Origin of the sequence: Pseudomonas sp. EA_65y_Pfl2_P74 (assembly GCF_963970575.1) — a bacterium.
Lineage (GTDB): Bacteria > Pseudomonadota > Gammaproteobacteria > Pseudomonadales > Pseudomonadaceae > Aquipseudomonas > Aquipseudomonas baetica_A.
Map to the genome: position 1 here is coordinate 22,862 of NZ_CAXAOQ010000038.1, position 18,644 is coordinate 41,505.

General features: G+C 59.9%; 17 protein-coding genes. 4 read left to right on the forward strand and 13 right to left on the reverse strand.

All coding sequences use genetic code 11. The annotated features are described in order from the left end of the window. Positions 1-73: 73 nt before the first annotated feature. Positions 74-2,344, forward strand: a complete 2,271-nt coding sequence (katG, locus tag AACY18_RS25000; RefSeq protein WP_339466419.1) for a catalase/peroxidase HPI — start codon at positions 74-76, stop codon at positions 2,342-2,344. Between the two features lie 110 nt (positions 2,345-2,454). On the opposite strand, the gene pepN is transcribed toward katG, so the two are convergent. From pepN to AACY18_RS25030, 6 genes are read right to left on the reverse strand one after another with little or no spacing between them, the layout of a single operon-like run. After that, on the reverse strand, positions 2,455-5,112 hold the full coding sequence (pepN, locus tag AACY18_RS25005) for an aminopeptidase N (protein WP_339466421.1): 2,658 nt from the start codon (positions 5,110-5,112) through the stop codon (positions 2,455-2,457). A 10-nt stretch (positions 5,113-5,122) separates the two neighbouring features. Beyond that, the gene (locus AACY18_RS25010; protein WP_339433748.1) at positions 5,123-5,953 is read right to left on the reverse strand and encodes a DUF2797 domain-containing protein; all 831 of its coding nucleotides are present in this window, start codon (positions 5,951-5,953) and stop codon (positions 5,123-5,125) included. Beyond that, positions 5,950-6,210: a YeaC family protein gene (locus AACY18_RS25015; RefSeq protein ID WP_339466422.1), complete on the reverse strand. Its 261-nt coding sequence runs from the start codon at positions 6,208-6,210 to the stop codon at positions 5,950-5,952. The genes AACY18_RS25010 and AACY18_RS25015 overlap by 4 nt, the downstream gene beginning before the upstream one ends. A gap of 21 nt (positions 6,211-6,231) precedes the next feature. Further along, positions 6,232-7,113, reverse strand: coding sequence for a rhomboid family intramembrane serine protease (locus AACY18_RS25020; RefSeq protein ID WP_339466424.1), 882 nt, complete (start codon positions 7,111-7,113; stop codon positions 6,232-6,234). Continuing rightward, positions 7,110-8,084, reverse strand: coding sequence for a metallophosphoesterase (locus AACY18_RS25025; protein WP_401159898.1), 975 nt, complete (start codon positions 8,082-8,084; stop codon positions 7,110-7,112). Before AACY18_RS25025 ends, AACY18_RS25020 begins: the two co-directional genes overlap by 4 nt. Continuing rightward, positions 8,081-8,971: an NAD(+) kinase gene (locus tag AACY18_RS25030; RefSeq protein ID WP_221733429.1), complete on the reverse strand. Its 891-nt coding sequence runs from the start codon at positions 8,969-8,971 to the stop codon at positions 8,081-8,083. The genes AACY18_RS25025 and AACY18_RS25030 overlap by 4 nt, the downstream gene beginning before the upstream one ends. Before the next feature lie 115 nt (positions 8,972-9,086). Between AACY18_RS25030 and AACY18_RS25035 the strand changes: the two genes are divergently transcribed. Then, positions 9,087-10,037 carry a DUF1853 family protein gene (locus AACY18_RS25035; protein ID WP_339466425.1) on the forward strand — a complete coding sequence of 317 codons (951 nt, stop codon included), beginning with the start codon at positions 9,087-9,089 and terminating at the stop codon, positions 10,035-10,037. Positions 10,038-10,098: 61 nt separating this feature from the next. On the opposite strand, the gene AACY18_RS25040 is transcribed toward AACY18_RS25035, so the two are convergent. Further along, the gene (locus AACY18_RS25040; protein WP_339466426.1) at positions 10,099-11,382 is read right to left on the reverse strand and encodes an arsenic transporter; all 1,284 of its coding nucleotides are present in this window, start codon (positions 11,380-11,382) and stop codon (positions 10,099-10,101) included. A 161-nt stretch (positions 11,383-11,543) separates the two neighbouring features. Continuing rightward, entirely contained in the window at positions 11,544-12,101 is a 558-nt protein-coding gene (locus tag AACY18_RS25045; protein WP_339433743.1) for an NADPH-dependent FMN reductase, read from the reverse strand. A 183-nt stretch (positions 12,102-12,284) separates the two neighbouring features. On the opposite strand from AACY18_RS25045, the gene AACY18_RS25050 reads away from it, so the two are divergent. Further along, positions 12,285-12,521 (forward strand): hypothetical protein, encoded by a 237-nt coding sequence (locus AACY18_RS25050; protein ID WP_221733433.1) that lies wholly within the window; start codon positions 12,285-12,287, stop codon positions 12,519-12,521. A gap of 85 nt (positions 12,522-12,606) precedes the next feature. Then, complete coding sequence (locus tag AACY18_RS25055) at positions 12,607-13,500, forward strand: LysR family transcriptional regulator (protein WP_339466427.1); 894 nt, start codon at positions 12,607-12,609, stop codon at positions 13,498-13,500. Here the strand turns inward: AACY18_RS25055 and AACY18_RS25060 are convergent. The 5 genes from AACY18_RS25060 to AACY18_RS25080 all read right to left on the reverse strand — a co-directional run bounded on the left by AACY18_RS25060 (position 13,466) and on the right by AACY18_RS25080 (position 18,630). Further along, the gene (locus AACY18_RS25060) at positions 13,466-14,080 is read right to left on the reverse strand and encodes a GNAT family N-acetyltransferase (protein WP_339433741.1); all 615 of its coding nucleotides are present in this window, start codon (positions 14,078-14,080) and stop codon (positions 13,466-13,468) included. The two genes, AACY18_RS25055 and AACY18_RS25060, sit on opposite strands and share 35 nt — an antisense overlap. Positions 14,081-14,094: 14 nt before the next feature. Then, the gene (locus AACY18_RS25065; RefSeq protein ID WP_339466429.1) at positions 14,095-16,350 is read right to left on the reverse strand and encodes an Orn/Lys/Arg decarboxylase N-terminal domain-containing protein; all 2,256 of its coding nucleotides are present in this window, start codon (positions 16,348-16,350) and stop codon (positions 14,095-14,097) included. A 116-nt stretch (positions 16,351-16,466) separates the two neighbouring features. Beyond that, entirely contained in the window at positions 16,467-17,225 is a 759-nt protein-coding gene (dnaQ, locus tag AACY18_RS25070) for a DNA polymerase III subunit epsilon (protein WP_339466430.1), read from the reverse strand. 90 nt (positions 17,226-17,315) lie between these two features. Beyond that, positions 17,316-17,777 (reverse strand): ribonuclease HI, encoded by a 462-nt coding sequence (gene rnhA / locus AACY18_RS25075; protein ID WP_339466431.1) that lies wholly within the window; start codon positions 17,775-17,777, stop codon positions 17,316-17,318. A gap of 94 nt (positions 17,778-17,871) precedes the next feature. After that, positions 17,872-18,630 carry a class I SAM-dependent methyltransferase gene (locus AACY18_RS25080; RefSeq protein WP_339433737.1) on the reverse strand — a complete coding sequence of 253 codons (759 nt, stop codon included), beginning with the start codon at positions 18,628-18,630 and terminating at the stop codon, positions 17,872-17,874. Positions 18,631-18,644 lie beyond the last annotated feature (14 nt).

Genomic DNA, 18,644 nt, shown 5'->3' on the forward strand with positions numbered 1-18,644 from the left:
TCAAGTCGGGTCTAGCCTTACAAGTCCGAAGTCGGCACGAGCCGGCCGTAGACGACCTGATAAGGACCCGAACATGGCAACTGAATCGAAATGCCCGTTCAACCACGCCGCTGGTAGTGGTACGACGAACCGTGACTGGTGGCCGAATCAACTCAACCTGAAGATCCTGAGTCAGCACTCGCCCAAGTCCGACCCACTGGGCAAGGACTTCGACTACGCCAAAGCCTTCAAGAGCCTGGACTTCCAGGCGCTGAAACAAGACCTCAATGCGTTGATGACCGACTCCCAGGACTGGTGGCCGGCGGACTTCGGCCACTATGGCCCGCTCTTCATCCGCATGGCCTGGCACAGCGCCGGCACCTATCGCACCGCGGATGGCCGCGGTGGTGCCGGATCGGGCCAGCAGCGTTTCGCCCCGCTCAACAGTTGGCCGGATAACGTCAGCCTCGACAAGGCCCGCCGCCTGCTTTGGCCGATCAAACAGAAATATGGCCGCAACATTTCCTGGGCCGACCTGATTGTCCTCACCGGTAACGTCGCGCTTGAATCCATGGGCTTCAAGACTTTCGGTTTCTCCGGTGGCCGCCCTGATGTGTGGGAACCGGACGAAGACGTGTACTGGGGTTCGGAAAATGAATGGCTGGGCGGTGATAGCCGTTATGGCAAGGACAAGGCCGCCATGCAGGAACCCGGTGACGGCACGCTGGTAGCCGAACCGGATCTGCACGGCAAAGAAGAGAGCCGCACGGATCAGGGCGAGCGCACTCTGGAAAACCCGCTTGCAGCGGTGCAGATGGGCCTGATCTACGTCAACCCGGAAGGTCCTGAAGGCAACCCTGACCCCGTGGCCTCGGCCCACGACATTCGCGAAACCTTCGCCCGCATGGCCATGAACGATGAAGAAACCGTGGCCCTGATTGCCGGCGGTCACGCCTTCGGCAAAACCCACGGTGCCGGCCCTGCCGATAATGTCGGCCCGGAACCGGAAGCCGCCGGACTAGAAGAACAAGGCCTCGGTTGGCGCAACGCGTTCGGCACCGGCAAGGGTGGCGATACCATCACCAGCGGCCTGGAAGTGACCTGGACCACCACGCCGACAAAGTGGAGCAACAACTACCTGGAAAACCTGTTCGGCTTCGAGTGGGAACTGACCAAGAGCCCGGCCGGGGCGCATCAGTGGATTCCGAAAAACGGCGCGGGTGCAGGCACCGTTCCCCATGCCCATGACCCGAGCAAAAAACTCTCGCCAACCATGCTCACCTCTGATCTGGCGTTGCGCTTCGACCCGGCTTACGAGCAGATCTCCCGGCGTTTTCTGGCCAATCCCGATCAATTGGCCGACGCCTTCGCCCGCGCCTGGTACAAACTGATCCACCGCGACATGGGTCCCCTCTCTCGCTATCTCGGCCCGGAACTGCCCAACGAAGAACTGCTGTGGCAAGACCCGATTCCCGATGCCACTCACCCACTGATCGATGAAAACGACGCTGGCGCATTGAAGAGCAAAGTGCTGGCATCCGGTCTGTCGGTGTCGCAACTGGTCTCGACGGCCTGGGCTGCCGCTTCGACGTTCCGTGGCTCGGACAAGCGCGGCGGCGCCAACGGTGGCCGTCTGCGCCTGGAGCCGCAGAAGTCCTGGCACGCCAACCAGCCGGAACAACTGGCCAGCGTGCTGAAAACCCTTGAGGGCATTCAGAACGCGTTCAATGGTGGTGCATCGGGCAAGAAAGTCTCGCTGGCAGACCTGATCGTGCTGGCCGGCAATGCCGGGGTCGAGCAAGCGGCGAAAAATGCCGGGCACTCCGTCACCGTCCCATTCACACCGGGGCGTACGGACGCCTCGCAAGAGCAAACCGATGTGGATTCATTCGGTTTTCTCGAACCAATCGCCGATGGCTTCCGCAACTACAGCAAAGGCAAATACACGGTGTCGGCCGAGGCGCTGCTGATCGACAAGGCACAACTGCTCACCCTCACCGCGCCGGAAATGACCGTGCTGCTGGGTGGGTTGCGGGTGTTGAACACTAACGTCGGGGGAAGCCGTCATGGCGTGTTCACCCACCAGACCGAAGCGTTGACCAACGACTTCTTCACCCACCTGCTGGACATGGGCGTTGAGTGGAAACCAACGTCAAAAGCGGCGGACGAGTTCGAGGGCCGCGACCGTAAAACCGGCAGCGTGAAATGGACGGCGACGCGGGTTGATCTGGTGTTCGGCTCCAACGCAATATTGCGGGCGCTGGCGGAGGTGTATGCCAGTTCGGATGCGAAGGAACAGTTCGTCAAAGACTTTGTCGCCGCCTGGACAAAGGTGATGAACCTCGACCGGTTTGATCTGAAGTAACGCAAAAACTATGGGAGCGGGCTTGCTCGCGAAAGAGGTATGTCAGGCGACAACTCTGTGCCTGACACACCCTCTTCGCGAGCAAGCCCGCTGCCACATTTAGATCCGCGTTAAGCCAGGCTTTTGCTGACCACCTCATAGACGTCGCTGGACAACTGACCTGAAGCCACAATCCGCTCCAGTTCGGTTTTCATCAGCGCCTGCCGCGCGCTGTCGTATTTGCGCCAGCGCGTCAGTGGCGCCAATTGCCGCGAGGCGATCTGCGGGTTGAAGCCGTTCAGTTCGATCACAAGATCCGCCAGGAAGCGATAACCCGAGCCATCCGCCGCGTGGAAGTTGATCAGGTTCTGTCCGGCAAACGCGCCGACCAGCGCACGCACCTTGTTCGGGTTTTTTATGTTGAACGCTGGGTGCTGCATCAACGCCTTCACGCGCTCCAGACCGCCCGGCAACGCGCTGCCGGCCTGCACACTGAACCACTGATCCATGACCAACGGATTGTCCTTGAAGTGCTCGGCGAAACTCGCCAGCGCCACGGCTTTCTGTTCTTCGAACGGCGAGTTGACCAACACTGCCAGCGCCGTCAGGCGCTCGGTCATGTTATCGGCTGTTTCGAACTGTTCCAGCGCCGCCGCGAGTACTTCCGGCTTGCCGCTGAGCATCAGGTACGACAGCGCGATGTTCTGCAACGCACGACGGGCGAAATGCTCGGCCTCGGCCACATACGAGGTGTTCTTCGATAGGTCGCGGTTGGCCTGATAACGTAGCCACAGCGCTTCGAACAGGTTGTCCGCCAGTTGTTTGCGGGCAAATTCGCGCGCGATATGGATAGCTTCGACATCCGCTATTTCGCTGATTTCGGTGAGATACGCCTCACCCGGCAGCGAGAGCATTTCCGCGACCATCGCCTGATCCAGCGATTCGTCGCAGAGCACTGTGCGCAGCGCGGCAATCAAGCGCGGGTCAAGCACCAGGCTTTCGCCCTTCTGCTGTTGAGTGATCAGCTCTTGCAGCACCTGCACCGACAGTTGCTGGCCGGCATCCCAGCGGTTGAAGCCGTCGCTGTCGTGCTGCATCAGGAACATCAGTTGATCGCGGCTGTACGGGAAGCTCAGTTTCACCGGCGCCGAGAAACCACGCAGCAGTGACGGCAACGGCTGTTCGCTGATGTCGATGAAAGTGAAGGTCTGCTCGGCTTCGGTCACGGAAATGACGCGAGTGGAGCCTTGGGCAGCGGCTTCACCAGCCAGCCGCAGGGCAATCGCGTTGCCCTTGCTGTCGAGCAGGCCCAGCTCCACGGGAATCAGGAACGGCAGTTTTTCCACCTTGTCCGGTGTTTCCGGGCAGCTCTGCCGGAACGTCAGGCTGTAGGTTTTCGCGGCGGCGTCGTAAGACTCGCTCACCGCCAGACGCGGTGTGCCGGCCTGGCTGTACCAGCGCTTGAACTGGGTCAGGTCGACGCCATTGGCATCTTCCATGGCTTTGATGAAGTCGTCGCAAGTCACGGCCTGGCCGTCGTGGCGTTCGAAGTACAGATCGCTGCCCTTACGGAAGCCTTCGGCGCCGAGCAAGGTGTGGATCATGCCGACCACTTCCGAGCCCTTTTCGTACACGGTCAAGGTGTAGAAGTTGGAAATTTCGATGAAGCTGTCCGGACGCACCGCGTGGGCCATCGGGCCGGCATCCTCGGCGAACTGATGGGTACGCAGGTACGCCACGTCCTGTATGCGCTTGACCGTGGCGGAGTTCATGTCGGCGGAGAAACCGGAATCACGGAACACGGTGAAGCCTTCCTTGAGCGACAGCTGGAACCAGTCGCGGCAGGTCACGCGGTTGCCCGACCAGTTGTGGAAGTATTCGTGCGCGACAATCGCCTCGACCCGCTGGTGCGCGGCGTCGGTGGCGGTTTCGGCGCGGGCCAGTACGGCGCTGGAGTTGAAGATGTTGAGGCCTTTGTTCTCCATCGCGCCCATGTTGAAGTCGTTCACGGCGACGATCATGAAGATGTCCAGATCGTACTCGCGACCGTAAACCTCTTCGTCCCAGCGCATCGACTTCTTCAGGCTGTTCATCGCGTGCTGGCACTTGTCGATGTTTTCCGGCTCGACGTAAATGCGCAGCGCCACATTGCGCTCGGTCATGGTGGTGAACGTGTCTTCAACGCACCACAAGTCACCGGCCACCAGCGCGAACAGGTACGCCGGCTTCATGAACGGGTCTTCCCAGGTCGCCCAATGCCGGCCGTCTTCGCCCGGGCCGGAAGCAATCGGATTGCCGTTGGACAGCAGCACCGGATAGCTGTGCTGTTCGGCGACCACCGTGGTGGTGAACTTGCTCATCACGTCCGGGCGGTCGAGGTAATAGGTGATCTTGCGGAAACCTTCGGCCTCGCACTGGGTGCAGAACATCGTGCCGGACTTGTACAGGCCTTCCAGCGCGGTGTTGGTTTCCGGATGGATCTTGACGCTGGTGTCGAGCGTGAAGGTTTCGCTGGTCGGTTGCAGGGTCAGTTCGTTTTCACTGAGCTGATAATCCGCAGCGCTCAGTTCCTGATCGGCCAAGGTCACCGACAGCAATTCCAGTTGCTGGCCATCGAGCACCAGCGGCGGCAGGCCCGGGCCACGCGCCGGATTGCGGCGCATCACCAATTGCGCGTGGACCAGGCTGTGATCCTCGAACAACTCGAAGGTCAGGTGTGTTTCGTCGATCAGGTACTCGGGCGCCTGATAGTCCTTCAGGTAAATCATCTTCGGTTGTTCGGTGCGCATGCTGGAGTCCTTACTGATGCACGGCGAGCTGATAAGCCGTGTACTTACGAATGTTGATCACGCCGGTGTCGAAGATCAGGTACTGGCCCTTGATCCCCAGCAGCGTGCCTTCGGCAATCGGGTTCTTGTCCAGGTTGAAGCTGACGATTTTGGCCGGGTATTGCACGACCGGATAGCGGATTTCCAGCGGTTCGACATCGGGAATCGTCTGAATGGCCTGTAGGCCGAATCGCTCCTGCAAGCCTTGCAGGCCCTCGGCGCAGGTGTCGAGCAACTGATCACGCACCTGTGCCAGATCCACGGCGACGGCATCGCCCTTGAGCAGTGCACGCCAATTGGTCTTGTCAGCCACTTGGCTACGCAACAGATCTTCGACGAAGCCCGATTGCTGCCGCGTGGCGACGCGGATGATCGGCAACGCCTGACTGGCCCCCTGATCGAGCCAGCGCGTCGGCAATTGGGTAGCACGAGTGATGCCAACCTTGATCCCCGACGAATTGGCCAGGTAAACCACATGGTCCGTCATGCAGAACTGCTCGCCCCACGCCGGATCCCGGCAGGTGCCGGCGTCATAGTGGCAGCGCTCCGGGCTCATGATGCAGATATCGCACTGCGCCAGCTTGGTCATGCACGGATAGCAGTAGCCCTGACTGAAACTGGTTTTAGTCTTGCGCCCGCAATGGGTGCAATGGATCGCCCCCAGGTATTCAAGACGCACCGTGGTGCCGATCATGGGATTGACCGGCACCTCGACGTCATCCAGACGAAACGCGTATTGCACGTTCGGCCCGTCCAGGCGCGCCGACATTTTGCTGATTGCACCGCGGCCAATCTCGATCAATGGATGGCATCCGACTTGAACAGAATATTCGGCACTTCGATCGACTTCGACGCACATTCCTGCGGGCCCATGTAACCGGTGCGCTGTTCTTCAGGCAGGTTCTGGATTTCCCAGGCGATCATGGCCTGCAAGGACAATTCGCGCTGTTCGGCGGTGAGTTTGCCACCGTCGGACCACTTACCGATTTCCACGGCCAGTTTCAGGCTCTCGTAGATGTCCGGGGTGATGTTTTTGATCATGTCGTTAAAAGAGGACATCAGGGTCTCCGTGCTCTTTATTCACTGAAAATTTGAGGCGGCCAGTTTACGGCGGTTATACAAACCGCCCAACAAACCGGTGAAGCATCCGATGAGTAACCCGCCGACGTGGGCGGCGTTGGCGATTTCGCCGAAGCCGATCATCGAGATCAGCCCGGACATGCACACCAGCAACCACACCAGCATCATCACCAGCACGCCACGCGGCAGACGATAGGCCGGGTTCGGCGCCAGCAACTGGAAGATCCAGCAATGGCCCAGCAACCCGTAGAGCACACCGGACAGACCGCCGAACAGGCTCGGGCCGCTCCAGGCAAACTGCGCGTAGTTCGACACCAGGCTGAACAGCAGCGTCAGGCCGAGCAGATTGATGCTGCCCTGGCGCGACTCGATGCGCCGCCCCAGTTCCCAGTACCACATGCCGTTCATGGCCAGGTGGAGAATGCCGAAGTGAATCAGCATTGGCGTAAACAAGCGCCACCACTGCCCCGCCGCCAAGCTATCAGCCAGCGGCGTGAAATGGATGTAATCGCCGACCACCCGAAAATCGAGAAAGGTGAGCCAGCGCAAGGTCTGCAGGTTTTCGCCCAGGTAAGTCAGGCCGCCCACAATCAGGCACAGCAGCAGGATAAACCCCGTGGCTTTGGCATATTTCAACTGTTCGACGAAGCTTGGACGCTTGAGTGTCTGGGCCACGGGAATGTCCAGTTGCTGATCTGGATCGCCGGCCGGGAAGCGTTCGTAAAGCGAGCGCACGTCTTCGCTGATTTCCGCAGGCGCCCACAGCACTTGCTCGCCCGCCTCTTCGCTGACTCGATGTGGCACTTGCATCCGTTGCAGCAACTGGACAAAACCACTCAAATCCACCGCCAGTGGCAAACGCAATACCGCTATCGCACTCATTGCAGCACCTCCGGCCGCTCGACATCGACCCAGACGAATTTAGCCGGATCGAGGCGGGTTTCCTGATCCAGACGATAGGCGACGAGTTTGCCGTAGAGCACCGCGCTGTAATCCAGACACGCGAGGTTGGGGCGGATCGGCGCCGGTTTGCCGCTGCGCCAGTAGTGGCCGACGAACAGCAACGGCTCGTCGACGCCATAGCGCAGCAGGGAGTTTTTTTCGGTAGAGGTCAGCGGCGTCCGTGCCACCGGTTCCGGCAGCGCATCAGGCTGGAAGACGATGTCGCCGTAGGTTTTCGGATCGTCTTCCCAGAACTTGGTGCGGAAGAACGAACGCACCAGACCGTCGCCACTGGTCATGGTCTGGCCCCCGGGCAGGCGCATGTCGGTGCCACGCAGGAGGCGGTCGAACACCGTGCAGGCAAAGCTGCCGGGCACCGCCGAAGCCTGGAGGAAATGCTCATCGATACGCGCATCGGGAAACAGGCCGCGCAACGGTTCGATCAGGCCGGCGTCCCAGCAGGCATGCACGACACGGAAACGCCCGGCGTCCACCACCAGCGGCAGTTCATAGAACCACTGCTGAAAGTCGTGCCAGTCGCCGGGATGATCTTCGAACTGAGTCAGGGTTTCATGAAGCAAACGCGCATGACGCGGCGTGTGCTCACGCACGAACTGCTTGCCGCTGCCCGGAGGCGCCGGGGTGCTCCAGCCCAGCGCATTGAATTCGTGGTTGCCCATGATGCACAACGCCTGACCGGCCTCGACCATGTCATGAACGATGTGCAGCGCCTCGCGAATCCGCGGGCCACGGTCGATGATGTCGCCGACGAACACGGCCATGCGCGATGGATGCCGCCAGACCCCGCCCTGCTTGTGATAACCGAGTCGGTCAAGCAAGTGTTCCAGGGTCAGGGCGCATCCGTGCACGTCACCAATCAGGTCATAACTGCGCGCGGGATCGAGCATCAGTCGCCTCCACCACCCAGCTTGCTGCCCCAGCCGAGCTTGGTGCGGCAGACTTCGTAGTAGTTGTGGTCGAGCGGGTGAATCAGTCGCAGCTTCTGCGCTTTCTTGCTGACGGTGATGGTGTCGCCCGGCGCGCAGGTGAAGTGGTTCTGCCCATCGCAGGAGACCTGCGGGTAGATCTGCATGTTTTTCGACACGACGATTTTCAGCTCACTGTTGCCATCGACCACAATTGGCCTGCTCGACAACATATGGGGGTACATCGGCACGATCACAATGGCATCGAGTTTGGGATGCATGATCGGTCCGCCGGCAGACAGCGCATAGGCGGTAGAACCGGTGGGCGTGGCGACGATCAGGCCGTCAGCCTTCTGGCTGCAGACGAACTGGCCGTCGATGTACAGCTCGAACTCGATCATCCGCGTCGACTTGCCAGGGTGCAACACCACGTCGTTCAGCGCATCGCCCTGGCCGATGGCTTCGGCATGGCGGCGGACTTCGGCTTGCAGCAAAAAGCGGTTTTCCACCAGGTAATGGCCGTCGAGCACCTTGGCGACTTCGACTTCCAGCTCATCGGGGCGAATGTCGGTGAGGAACCCGAGGCTGCCACGGTTGATCCCGAGCACCGGAATGTTGTGCCGCGCCAGCGCCCGGGCAGCGCCGAGCAGGCTGCCGTCGCCGCCGACGACGATGACCATGTCGCAGACTTCGCCGAGCATCTTGCGCGACGAAGTTTGCAGGCCGTGGCCGGGCAGAACTTCAGCAATGGTGTCTTCGAGGATCACATGCAGGTGACGATCGAGCAGAAACCGTTTCAGTCGGCGGACGGTATCCAGCACCTGGGAACTGCCCAGGCGACCGATGATGCCGATATTGCGAAATTGCTCCATGGGACCTCTGCGGACAATCGAAAACGCGAAAAGCACGATTATGGGCGAAAGCCTGCGATAGACAAAATCCTTTCAGCCTCAAGGGTGTGCCCGTGTTTAAGGCTATGCTCGCAAGATGATCCTATTTCCTGACTTGCTCCAGTTGCCCCACCAGTTACGCCATCCCGAAGTGCGCGATCTGGCGTGGGTGATCCTCGCCCCGCCGATGCTGGCCACAACGCCATGGCCGCAGCGTCATCCGCTGGCCGGCAGCGATTGGGTCGCCGATCCCGGGCGCCTGGAACACTGGCTGCGTCAGCTCGACCGTGACAGTTACGGATTGCTGCACTGGCTGTCCCAGGCACGCACGCGGCGGTTGGGCCTTTATTACGAGCGGTTGTGGCAGTTTGCTGTGCAACATGCACCGGGTATCGAACTGATCGCCGCCAACCTGCCGATTCGCCGGGGTGGCCATACCCTCGGCGAACTGGACATGTTGCTGCGTGACCGCGACGGCGTGCATCACCTGGAGCTGGCAATCAAGCTCTACCTCGGCCCGCAAAACGGCGATGGTCATGATCCGGCGCAATGGCTGGGGCCCGGTTGCCATGATCGACTGGATCGCAAGCTGGCGCATCTGGCCGAGCATCAACTGCCGATTTCCACGCGCCCGGAAAGTCGCGAAGTCCTGGCAGCGCTGGATATCGAGGTGTTCAGTGCGCAGCTGTGGCTCGGTGGTTATCTGTTGTATCCGTGGCCGGGGCAAGCGCAATCGCCGCGGGGTGCCCACCCACAACATTTGCGCGGCAGTTGGTTGCATCAGAAGGATTGGCCGGCGTTCGTCGCGCAACGCCCGGCCGGACGCTGGCAACCCCTGCCCCGCCATGCCTGGCTGGCACCGGCGCACTACCCGGTGGAACAGACCTGGAAGGAAGAACACTTGCAAATGTGGCTGGAGGGTTTGGAACCGCTAGCCCCGGCGCAGTTAATGGTGCGGCTGATTGAGAATGCGCGCGGGGAATGGGAGGAAGCGGAGCGGTTGTTTCTGGTCTCGGATCTTTGGCCGAATGTGCCTGGCCAAGCCTGAAAATTTGCAGTGCCTGTTCGCCACCCATCGCTGGCAAACCAGCGATGGGTGCCGACTCGGTCTAAAGGGATAACCGCACAGCCAAAGCCGCCAACGTCACCAATAAAACCGGTGCCGTCAGCACAATCCCCACCTTGAAGTAATACCCCCAGCCAATCCTGATCCCCTTGCGTTCCAGCACGTGCAGCCACAGCAACGTCGCCAGACTGCCAATCGGCGTGATCTTCGGCCCCAGATCACTGCCGATCACGTTGGCATAGATCATCGCCTCCTTGACCACCCCGCTCGCCTGACTGGCATCAATCGAGAGCAGCCCGATCAAAACGGTCGGCAGATTGTTCATGATCGAGGACAACAACGCGGTCAGCACACCGGTGCCCATTGCCGCACCCCATACGCCATGACCGCCGAAAACATCCAGCCAACCCGCCAGATACCCGGTCAACCCGGCATTGCGCAGGCCGTAGACAACCAGATACATGCCTAGCGAGAAAATCACGATCTGCCACGGTGCTTCTTTCAGCACCTTGCGCGTTGAAATCTTGTGACCACGGGCGGCGATACCCAGTAACAGCGCGGCGCAGACCGCCGATATCGCGCTGATCGGGATGCCCAGTTGTTCGAGGAAGAAGCAGCCGATCAACAGGATCACCAACACCCCCCAACCGGCGTAGAACGTCGCTTTGTCGTGAACCGCAGTGTGCGGCAGTTCAAGCTGTTCGGGGGCGTACGCCTTGGGAATGTCACGACGGAAAAACCACAGCAACATCGCCAGCGTCGCGGCGACGCTGACAACGTTCACCGGCACCATGACCGCCGCATAGCGATTGAAGCCGATATTGAAAAAGTCTGCCGAAACGATGTTGACCAGATTCGACACCACCAGCGGCAGGCTCGCGGTATCGGCAATGAACCCGGCACCCATGACGAACGCAAGGGTGGCCGCCGGAGAAAAGCGCAGCGCCAGCAACATCGAAATCACAATCGGCGTGAGGATCAGTGCGGCACCGTCATTGGCAAACAATGCCGACACCAGCGCACCGAGCAACACCATAAAGGCAAACAGCTTGCGCCCGCTGCCCCGCCCCCATCGCGCCACATGCAGCGCGGCCCAGGCAAAAAACCCGGCCTCATCGAGTAACAGGCTGATGATGATCAGCGCGACGAAAGTGCCGGTGGCGTTCCAGATGATTTGCCATACCAGGGGGATGTCGCTCAGATGCACCACGCCGAAGATCAGCGCCAGCACGGCGCCCAACGTCGCACTCCAGCCGACGCCAAGACCTTTGGGTTGCCAGATGACAAGGGTGATGGTCAGCAGGAAAATCAGTGACGCAGCGAGCATTCTCGACAGCCTTCAACAATCAAATGGTTAGGGATCCACATGTGGGAGCGGGCTTGCTCGCGAAGGCCGCAGGTCAGACAAAAAGTTGCTATCTGACACTACGCTTTCGCGAGCAAGCCCGCTCCCACAGTTTCCGGTGTACATCCGGAGAAACGATTAACTCATTTCTTGTGTTGTGCCACAAAGAGCCCGTACGCATCGATGAACTTCTGCAGAAACGGTTTCACCGTCTCACTCAGCTTGCCCGCCTCATCAAACGCCGCCCCCGCACCGCCCAGATAGGCCTCTGGCTGCTGCATGCAGGGCACGTCGAGAAACACAAACGACTGACGCAGATGCTGGTTCGCGCCGAAACCGCCGATCGCACCTGGCGAAACACTGATCACCGCGCCCGGCTTGCCGCCCCAGACGCTCTTGCCGTAAGGCCGCGAGCCAACGTCGATCGCATTTTTCAACGGTGCAGGCACCGAGCGGTTGTACTCCGGCGTCACAAACAGCACCGCGTCGGATGAACCCACCTTTTGTCGAAAAGTGCTGTAGGCTGCCGGCGGTGAATCACCGTCAATGTCTTCGTTATAGAGTGGCAGATCGCCGATTTCGACAATCTCAAGCTTGAGGTTAGCCGGAGCCAGCTCGGCCAGTGCAAGGGCGACTTTACGGTTGATCGACGCTTTGCGAAGACTACCGACCACTACGGCGACGTTGTAGACATTGCTCATGGAAGACTCTCGATTGTCAGTGGAAGAAGCCAGTAGTTATAGATGATTCGATGACAGTTTCACCAGCGGACTCGGGAAATACCCGCGTGCTGATTATTTTTCTCCTGTAGGAAAACTTACAGGCCTTGATGACGGTCTACCAAGCCGCAAATCAAGCGTTTTATCTCCAGAGGTTCTAAGCAGATGGCAGCAGTACTGGTCGGTCAGTTCCATGCAAGAGATGCGGAAGGCCGCGTTTATTCGGTGCATGAGTTCCAGGAATCCACTCCGTCAGCGGACGGTTTTACCGGCTCGGAGCCTGTCACCACATACAAACTGGCCATTGGCGATCGCGTCAACAAGGTCAGTGACAACGAGTTTTTGCTGGTTCAATCGGGTGTCACCCTGACTCGCGAACCTGAACCAACCGTCGCTTCATAACTGACTGTTATGAGCAGAAGTCATATGCGCAGACTTGGGGTAGGATTCAGCCACTGACCCCACCTGCTGAACATGGACTTCACGCATGCGTTTACGTCATATCGAAGTGATTCAGGCGCTTTTGCAGGCCGGTCATATGGGCACTGCCGCCGAATGGTTGCAGTTGCCGCTGGCCGAGGTCGAAGAGCGTTTGCGCGAGGCCGAGAGTCATTTGGGGTTCATGCTGTTCGCCAGCGTTCGCGGGCGCCTGCAACCGACGCCCGAGGCTCGGGCGTTGCAGGTGGAAATCGCTCACGTCTATGAAGCGCTGGAACCTGTGCAACGCCTGGCCAGCAGCCTCAAACAATACCTCGCCCCGCCGGTGCGCATCATCGGCACCCCTGCGCTGGCCCAGCAATTATTGCCACAAAGCCTCGCCTCACTGCGTCGACGCCTGCCGGATGCACCTTGCAGCCTGTTGAGTGCCCCGACCCGGGACATCGTCCGCAGCCTTTTGCTGCGTGAATGTGATCTGGGTTTGAGCCTGCACGATCCCGACCATCCCGACATTCATTGCCAGCCATTGGCCCAAGGCAAGCTGCAATTGCTTGCGCCTCATGGCTGGCTGCAACCGAAGCAGAAGTACATTTCCCTGCAGGACATGGCGGGACAGGCGATGATCGGCCTCGAACGTGAGGATCCGCTGAGCCCGGCACTGGAAAACAAACTCCAGGCCTTACGCCCGGCGCCGAGCATCCAGACCCGCGTGCAAACCCATCAAATGATGCGCAGCATGGTCGAGGCCGGCGAAGGTCTGGCCATTGTCGATCCGTTCACCGCATTGGGCGCACGCTCCGCCGGGCTTGATACCTGCCCGCTATCGCCCGCCATAACGATCAGCCTCTACGCCTTGACCTTCAAGCACGCCGCGCCGTCATCGGCGATCCAGACCTTACTGGCCATCGTCACGGAACAAGCCGAGGCGATGCTGACGAGCTAACTGAATTTTCCAGCGGATTATCGAACAGTCGATACCAGAACAGCGCCACCTCGGCGGTGTTCGGGTCGATGCCGCGATAGCGTAACTGGTCGACACCACCGATCACATACCCACAGCGCTCATAAAGCCGACAAGCACCGAGGTTATTGTTCTGGGTTTCCAGCATGATCCCCGGCAGCTTCTTTTTGCGACTCCAGAATTGCGCCACATCCAGCAACGCCTTCGCTACACCGTGGCGACGGGCCGGCGCGTGCACCGCCAACTCATCGATATGGGCAAAGCCATTCCAGTTGGTGCTGATGACCAGATGGCCGACCGGTTCGTCGTCGAGGTATGCCATGAAAATCGCGCTGTCCGCCGCATCGCGGTAGCTGCTGAACTCCTCCGGATCAATGCCGTAACACTTGCGGTAAGGGACAATCGTCGTCATCGACCACTGCTCCACCGGCTTGCCGATCACCGCGGCGCCATACGCTGCGACCTCAAAGCTGAAGTCGCTGCCCCAGATATAAGCTGCAAAGCCTTCATCGGCGACACGCACCGACAGCCCTGGGTATTTCGGATTCATGACCGGTTGCATACTGGGAAAAGTCCTCATTCCTTGACGCAATCGACGGTGTAGTGCCGTCCATTGCCTTGGTCTTCATGTTGCAGTCCATGCACATCGGCGACAAAACCGGGAAAGCTGCTATCGAACGTGCGGGCAAATTTCAGGTAATCGATGATCGAGCGAGTCGACTCGCTAAAACGCTCGCCGGGCATGATCAACGGGATTCCCGGTGGATACGGTACCAGCATCACCGCAGCAATCCGCCCTTCCAGCTCGTCGATCGGTACGGCCTCGACTTCACCGCGCACCAGATGATCATAGGCATGGGCAGGCTTCATGGCGATTTGCGGCATTACGGTGTACATGCGCTTGAGGTGTTTGGCAGTGGCATTGCTGCGATAGCAGGCATGCAATTGATCGCACAAGTCACGCAGGCCCATACCGCGATAGCGTGCGGTGTCCTCCTGTGCAACGCACGGCAGGCACGTTGCCAGACCGACATTAGCGTCGTAACTGCGCTTGAACTCCAGCAACTCGGTGATCAGCGTGCTCCATTTGCCTTTGGTGATGCCCATGGAGAACAGCACCAGAAACGAGTACAGACCGGTCTTCTCCACCACCAGCCCGCGCTCCCAGAGGAACTTGCTGACCACGGCGGCCGGAATCCCCCTCTCGCTCAACGCGCCACCGGCATTCAACCCCGGCATCACCAACGTGACCTTGATCGGGTCAAGCAGTACATAGTCGTCGCTGACCTCGCCGAAACCGTGCCAGTCAGCATCCGGTTGCAGCAACCAGTCTTCGGTTTGCACACGGTCGATGCCCTCGACACCTGGCGGCTGCCAGATCGAGAACCACCAGTCATCAGCAGCGATGTGCTGACGCAGATTGGCCAGCGCCCGACGGAAACTCAGCGCTTCGTCGAAGGTTTCCTGCAACAGCGAGCGCCCGGCCGGGCCTTCCATCATGGCCGACGCCACGTCGAGCGAGGCAATGATGCTGTACTGCGGCGAAGTGGAGATGTGCATCATGAACGCTTCGTTGAAGCGGTCGCGATCCAGTTGCCGCGCACCGCCGTCCTGCACATGAATCATCGAAGCCTGACTGAACGCAGCGAGCAGCTTATGGGTGGAGTGGGTGGTGAACACCAATGGGCTGTCGGCGCTACGCGAAGTGGCCATGCCGTAACGTCCGGCGAAGAATTCGTGAAACGCTGCATAGGCGTACCACGCCTCGTCGAAATGCAGCACTTCGACGCTGTTGCCAAGGCTTTGCTTGATCAATTCGGCGTTGTAACAGAGGCCGTCGTAGGTCGAATTGGTCACCACTGCCAGTTTGACTTTCGGCGCACGACCCTGGGTCAGCGGGCTGGCGTCGATCTTCGCCTGAATCGATTCGCGACTGAACTCGCTCAGCGGAATCGGACCGATGATCCCCAGTTCGTTGCGCTCCGGACACAGGTACAACGGGATCGCGCCGGTCATGATGATCGCGTGCAGCACCGACTTGTGGCAGTTGCGATCCACCAGCACCAGATCGTCGCGCGCCACCATCGAATGCCAGACAATCTTGTTGGCCGTCGAGGTGCCATTGATCACGAAAAAGGTGTGATCAGCGCCGAAATTACGTGCTGCACGCTCTTCCGCTTCAGCGAGCGGCCCCGTGTGATCAAGCAATGAACCGAGCTCTGGCACCGAAACCGACAAATCCGAACGCAGGGTATTTTCGCCAAAGAACTGGTGAAACGCCTGCCCTACCGGACTCTTGTGATACGCCACGCCGCCGCCATGACCGGGGGTGTGCCAGGAATAATTGGAATCGGCGGTGTGCTGCACCAGCGCCTTGAAAAACGGCGGTAGCAAACCGTCGAGATACTTGCGCGCCGCCCGTGCGACTTGTCGGGCCAGGAACGGCACCGTGTCTTCAAACAGGTAAAGGATGCCGCGCAATTGATTGAGTTCGGCCATGGCATCGGCCGGGGCGTTTTCCAGCGTGACCTGTTCACCCAGGGCAAAGATCGGCAGGTCCGGCGCGCGCACCCGGGCCAGGCCGATCAGTTCGGCCATGTTCTGCAACAGATGTGAATTGGTGCTGGCGTCTTCGGCGGCGATCAGCATGCACGCCAGACCATGATGAGTCGATGCCACCAGGCGCCCTTCGGCATAGTCGGTGGCCGAAACGATATTGAAACCTTCCTGTTCCAATTCCCGGGCGATACCGCGAATACGCTCGCCGGCGACCGTATCGGCCTTGATGTCGCGATGGACGATCAACACCGGAAACTTCAAATCTTTGTACATGAGGCTCAGTGTCCTGAGGCGGCGGATTTGAATCCACCCATGCACTCAGGGTAGAGGGTTGCAGCGAAAGTGGCGAGGGTGGCCACTTGTCAGTACTTCCACGAGGCGATGATCTTTCAGCCCTGTGCGTCCGCTTCTGCGATTTGCGTCCAAAGCGCCGGGCCACCGGCCGACTTGGCGATGATCTCCAGGCGTACCTGGTGTGCCGCCAGCTCATCTTCCGTCGCACGAATGATTCGTGCCGGCTGACGATCGGCCGGCAGCCGACGGATTTCCGTGGCGGAGTTGTCCGCGCCATCACCCGTACCATTACCGTCGGAAGCATTGCCGGCCAGCGACAGGCTGGTCTGGCCACCGGTCATGGTCAGGTAAACGTCGGCGAGAATCTCCGAGTCGAGCAAGGCGCCGTGCAGTTCACGGCCGGAGTTGTCGACGCCATAACGTTTGCACAACGCATCGAGGCTGTTGCGCTGCCCCGGGTGACGCTCCCGGGCCATCATCAGGGTATCGAGGATCGAACAATGCTGCGTGATGTCGGCACGATCCTGCTGACCCATCAAGGCAAATTCGTTGTTGATGAAGCCAACGTCGAACGCCGCGTTATGGATGATCAGTTGTGCGCCTTTGATGAACTCGAAGAACTCATCAGCGACTTCGGCAAACCGCGGTTTGCCCGCCAGAAATTCATTGGTGATGCCGTGGACGCCGATGGCGCCTTCGTCACTCTCGCGATCCGGTTGCAGGTAAACGTGGAAGTGCCGGCCCGTCAGGCGCCGACCGATCAGTTCGACACAACCGATTTCGATAATCCGGTGACCATCGGTCACCGGCATGCCGGTGGTTTCGGTATCGAGTACAACGGATCTGGTGGCCATCAGTGTTCAGCTCTCAACGGGGGCAATCGTGCAAAAGCGGCGATGTTAACACGCTCACCAAGGTGTTTCAGGTACACCGTTTCGGTGGAATCAGGTCTGCTTGTAGCCGCGCACGTCGTCTACACCACGGTTGGCCAACTGGTCAGCCCGTTCGTTGCCGTGATGGCCGATGTGCCCACGCACCCACTTCCAGGTGACATTGTGGCGATTGACTTGTTCATCCAGCTCTTTCCACAGATCGGCGTTCTTTACCGGCTCTTTCGCAGCGGTTTTCCAGCCGCGCTTTTTCCAGTTGGCCATCCACTCGTTGATGCCCTTCATCACGTATTGCGAGTCGGTCACCAGCAGCACTTCGCACGGACGCTTCAATGCTTCGAGGCCACGGATGGCACCAAGCAGCTCCATGCGGTTGTTGGTGGTATTGGCTTCGCCGCCCCACAGTTCCTTTTCGACGCCCTTGCATACCAGCAACGCGCCCCAGCCGCCCGGTCCGGGGTTGCCCTTGCAGGCGCCGTCAGTGAAAAGTTCTACGCTATCGACGCTTTCGCTCATGCCAATCTATCCAGAAAAAAATGCGTGGCCCCACCCATCGTGGATCGATGATGGCCGCGGCCGGAGCGAGTCCGGCCACTTAGAAAAAGAAGGTTTACGGTTCGATACGGCGACGATTGACCTTGGCCATCGGCAGCGGAATCAGCTTGCCCATCGGTTCGCGACGTTGCTGGCGCACCGGTCGCAGACCGACCACAATCTTGCGCGCCACCAATAAGTAGAAGCCGCCGCCCGACAGCTGCCAGTCACCGGCCTTGCGTTCCCAACCCGCCAGACGGGCCTGCCACTTGGGCGACGCGAGCGGCGGACGATAGCACCCGAAGCGGCGTTTCTCCAGCGCAAAGCCGAGCAGATTGAGCCAGTCGGCAACCCGTGAGGGCGAGATGCAGCGAGCCTGGCGCAAGGCGTCATGGGCGAATACGTGACGCAAACCCCAAGAGCTCCAGGGATTGATGCCGATGATCAGCAGATGCCCGCCGGGGCGCACGCTGCTCGCCGCTTCACGCAACAGGCCGTGGGGCGACAGACAGAAATCCAGCCCATGCTGCATCACCACCACGTCGGCGGCATGCTCGCTCAGCGGCCAGGCTTGCTCTTCGCAGACGATCTCGACACCGGGCAATGGCGCACCAAGACGGACGTTGCGCTGCACCTGCGGTGCCGAGGGCGGATTGTCGGCGGACGGGCCGTAATGCACCAGGTAGCCCCCAAAAAAGCGACCCAACTCGTCTTCGAGCATGCGCCGCTCTTCATCCAGCAGAAATTGCCCGATCGGGCTCGACAACCATTCACGGGCGGCGCTGATCAACGCCAGCCAGTCCGGATCAGCCTGAGCGAACGCTTTATCGGTCATGTCATTCTCCAACG

What these genes read in the sequence shown, in the direction of transcription:
- pepN (WP_339466421.1), bottom strand. Translation starts at nt 5,112, where the DNA reads ATGCGCACCGAACAACCGAAGATGATTTACCTGAAGGACTATCAGGCG.
- AACY18_RS25060 (WP_339433741.1), bottom strand. Translation starts at nt 14,080, where the DNA reads ATGCAACCGGTCATGAATCCGAAATACCCAGGGCTGTCGGTGCGTGTC.
- rnhA (WP_339466431.1), bottom strand. Translation starts at nt 17,777, where the DNA reads ATGAGCGAAAGCGTCGATAGCGTAGAACTTTTCACTGACGGCGCCTGC.
- AACY18_RS25050 (WP_221733433.1), top strand. Translation starts at nt 12,285, where the DNA reads ATGGCAGCAGTACTGGTCGGTCAGTTCCATGCAAGAGATGCGGAAGGC.
- AACY18_RS25065 (WP_339466429.1), bottom strand. Translation starts at nt 16,350, where the DNA reads ATGTACAAAGATTTGAAGTTTCCGGTGTTGATCGTCCATCGCGACATC.
- dnaQ (WP_339466430.1), bottom strand. Translation starts at nt 17,225, where the DNA reads ATGGCCACCAGATCCGTTGTACTCGATACCGAAACCACCGGCATGCCG.
- AACY18_RS25015 (WP_339466422.1), bottom strand. Translation starts at nt 6,210, where the DNA reads ATGTCCTCTTTTAACGACATGATCAAAAACATCACCCCGGACATCTAC.
- AACY18_RS25040 (WP_339466426.1), bottom strand. Translation starts at nt 11,382, where the DNA reads ATGCTCGCTGCGTCACTGATTTTCCTGCTGACCATCACCCTTGTCATC.
- AACY18_RS25020 (WP_339466424.1), bottom strand. Translation starts at nt 7,113, where the DNA reads ATGAGTGCGATAGCGGTATTGCGTTTGCCACTGGCGGTGGATTTGAGT.
- AACY18_RS25080 (WP_339433737.1), bottom strand. Translation starts at nt 18,630, where the DNA reads ATGACCGATAAAGCGTTCGCTCAGGCTGATCCGGACTGGCTGGCGTTG.
- AACY18_RS25055 (WP_339466427.1), top strand. Translation starts at nt 12,607, where the DNA reads ATGCGTTTACGTCATATCGAAGTGATTCAGGCGCTTTTGCAGGCCGGT.
- AACY18_RS25030 (WP_221733429.1), bottom strand. Translation starts at nt 8,971, where the DNA reads ATGGAGCAATTTCGCAATATCGGCATCATCGGTCGCCTGGGCAGTTCC.
- AACY18_RS25035 (WP_339466425.1), top strand. Translation starts at nt 9,087, where the DNA reads ATGATCCTATTTCCTGACTTGCTCCAGTTGCCCCACCAGTTACGCCAT.
- AACY18_RS25045 (WP_339433743.1), bottom strand. Translation starts at nt 12,101, where the DNA reads ATGAGCAATGTCTACAACGTCGCCGTAGTGGTCGGTAGTCTTCGCAAA.
- katG (WP_339466419.1), top strand. Translation starts at nt 74, where the DNA reads ATGGCAACTGAATCGAAATGCCCGTTCAACCACGCCGCTGGTAGTGGT.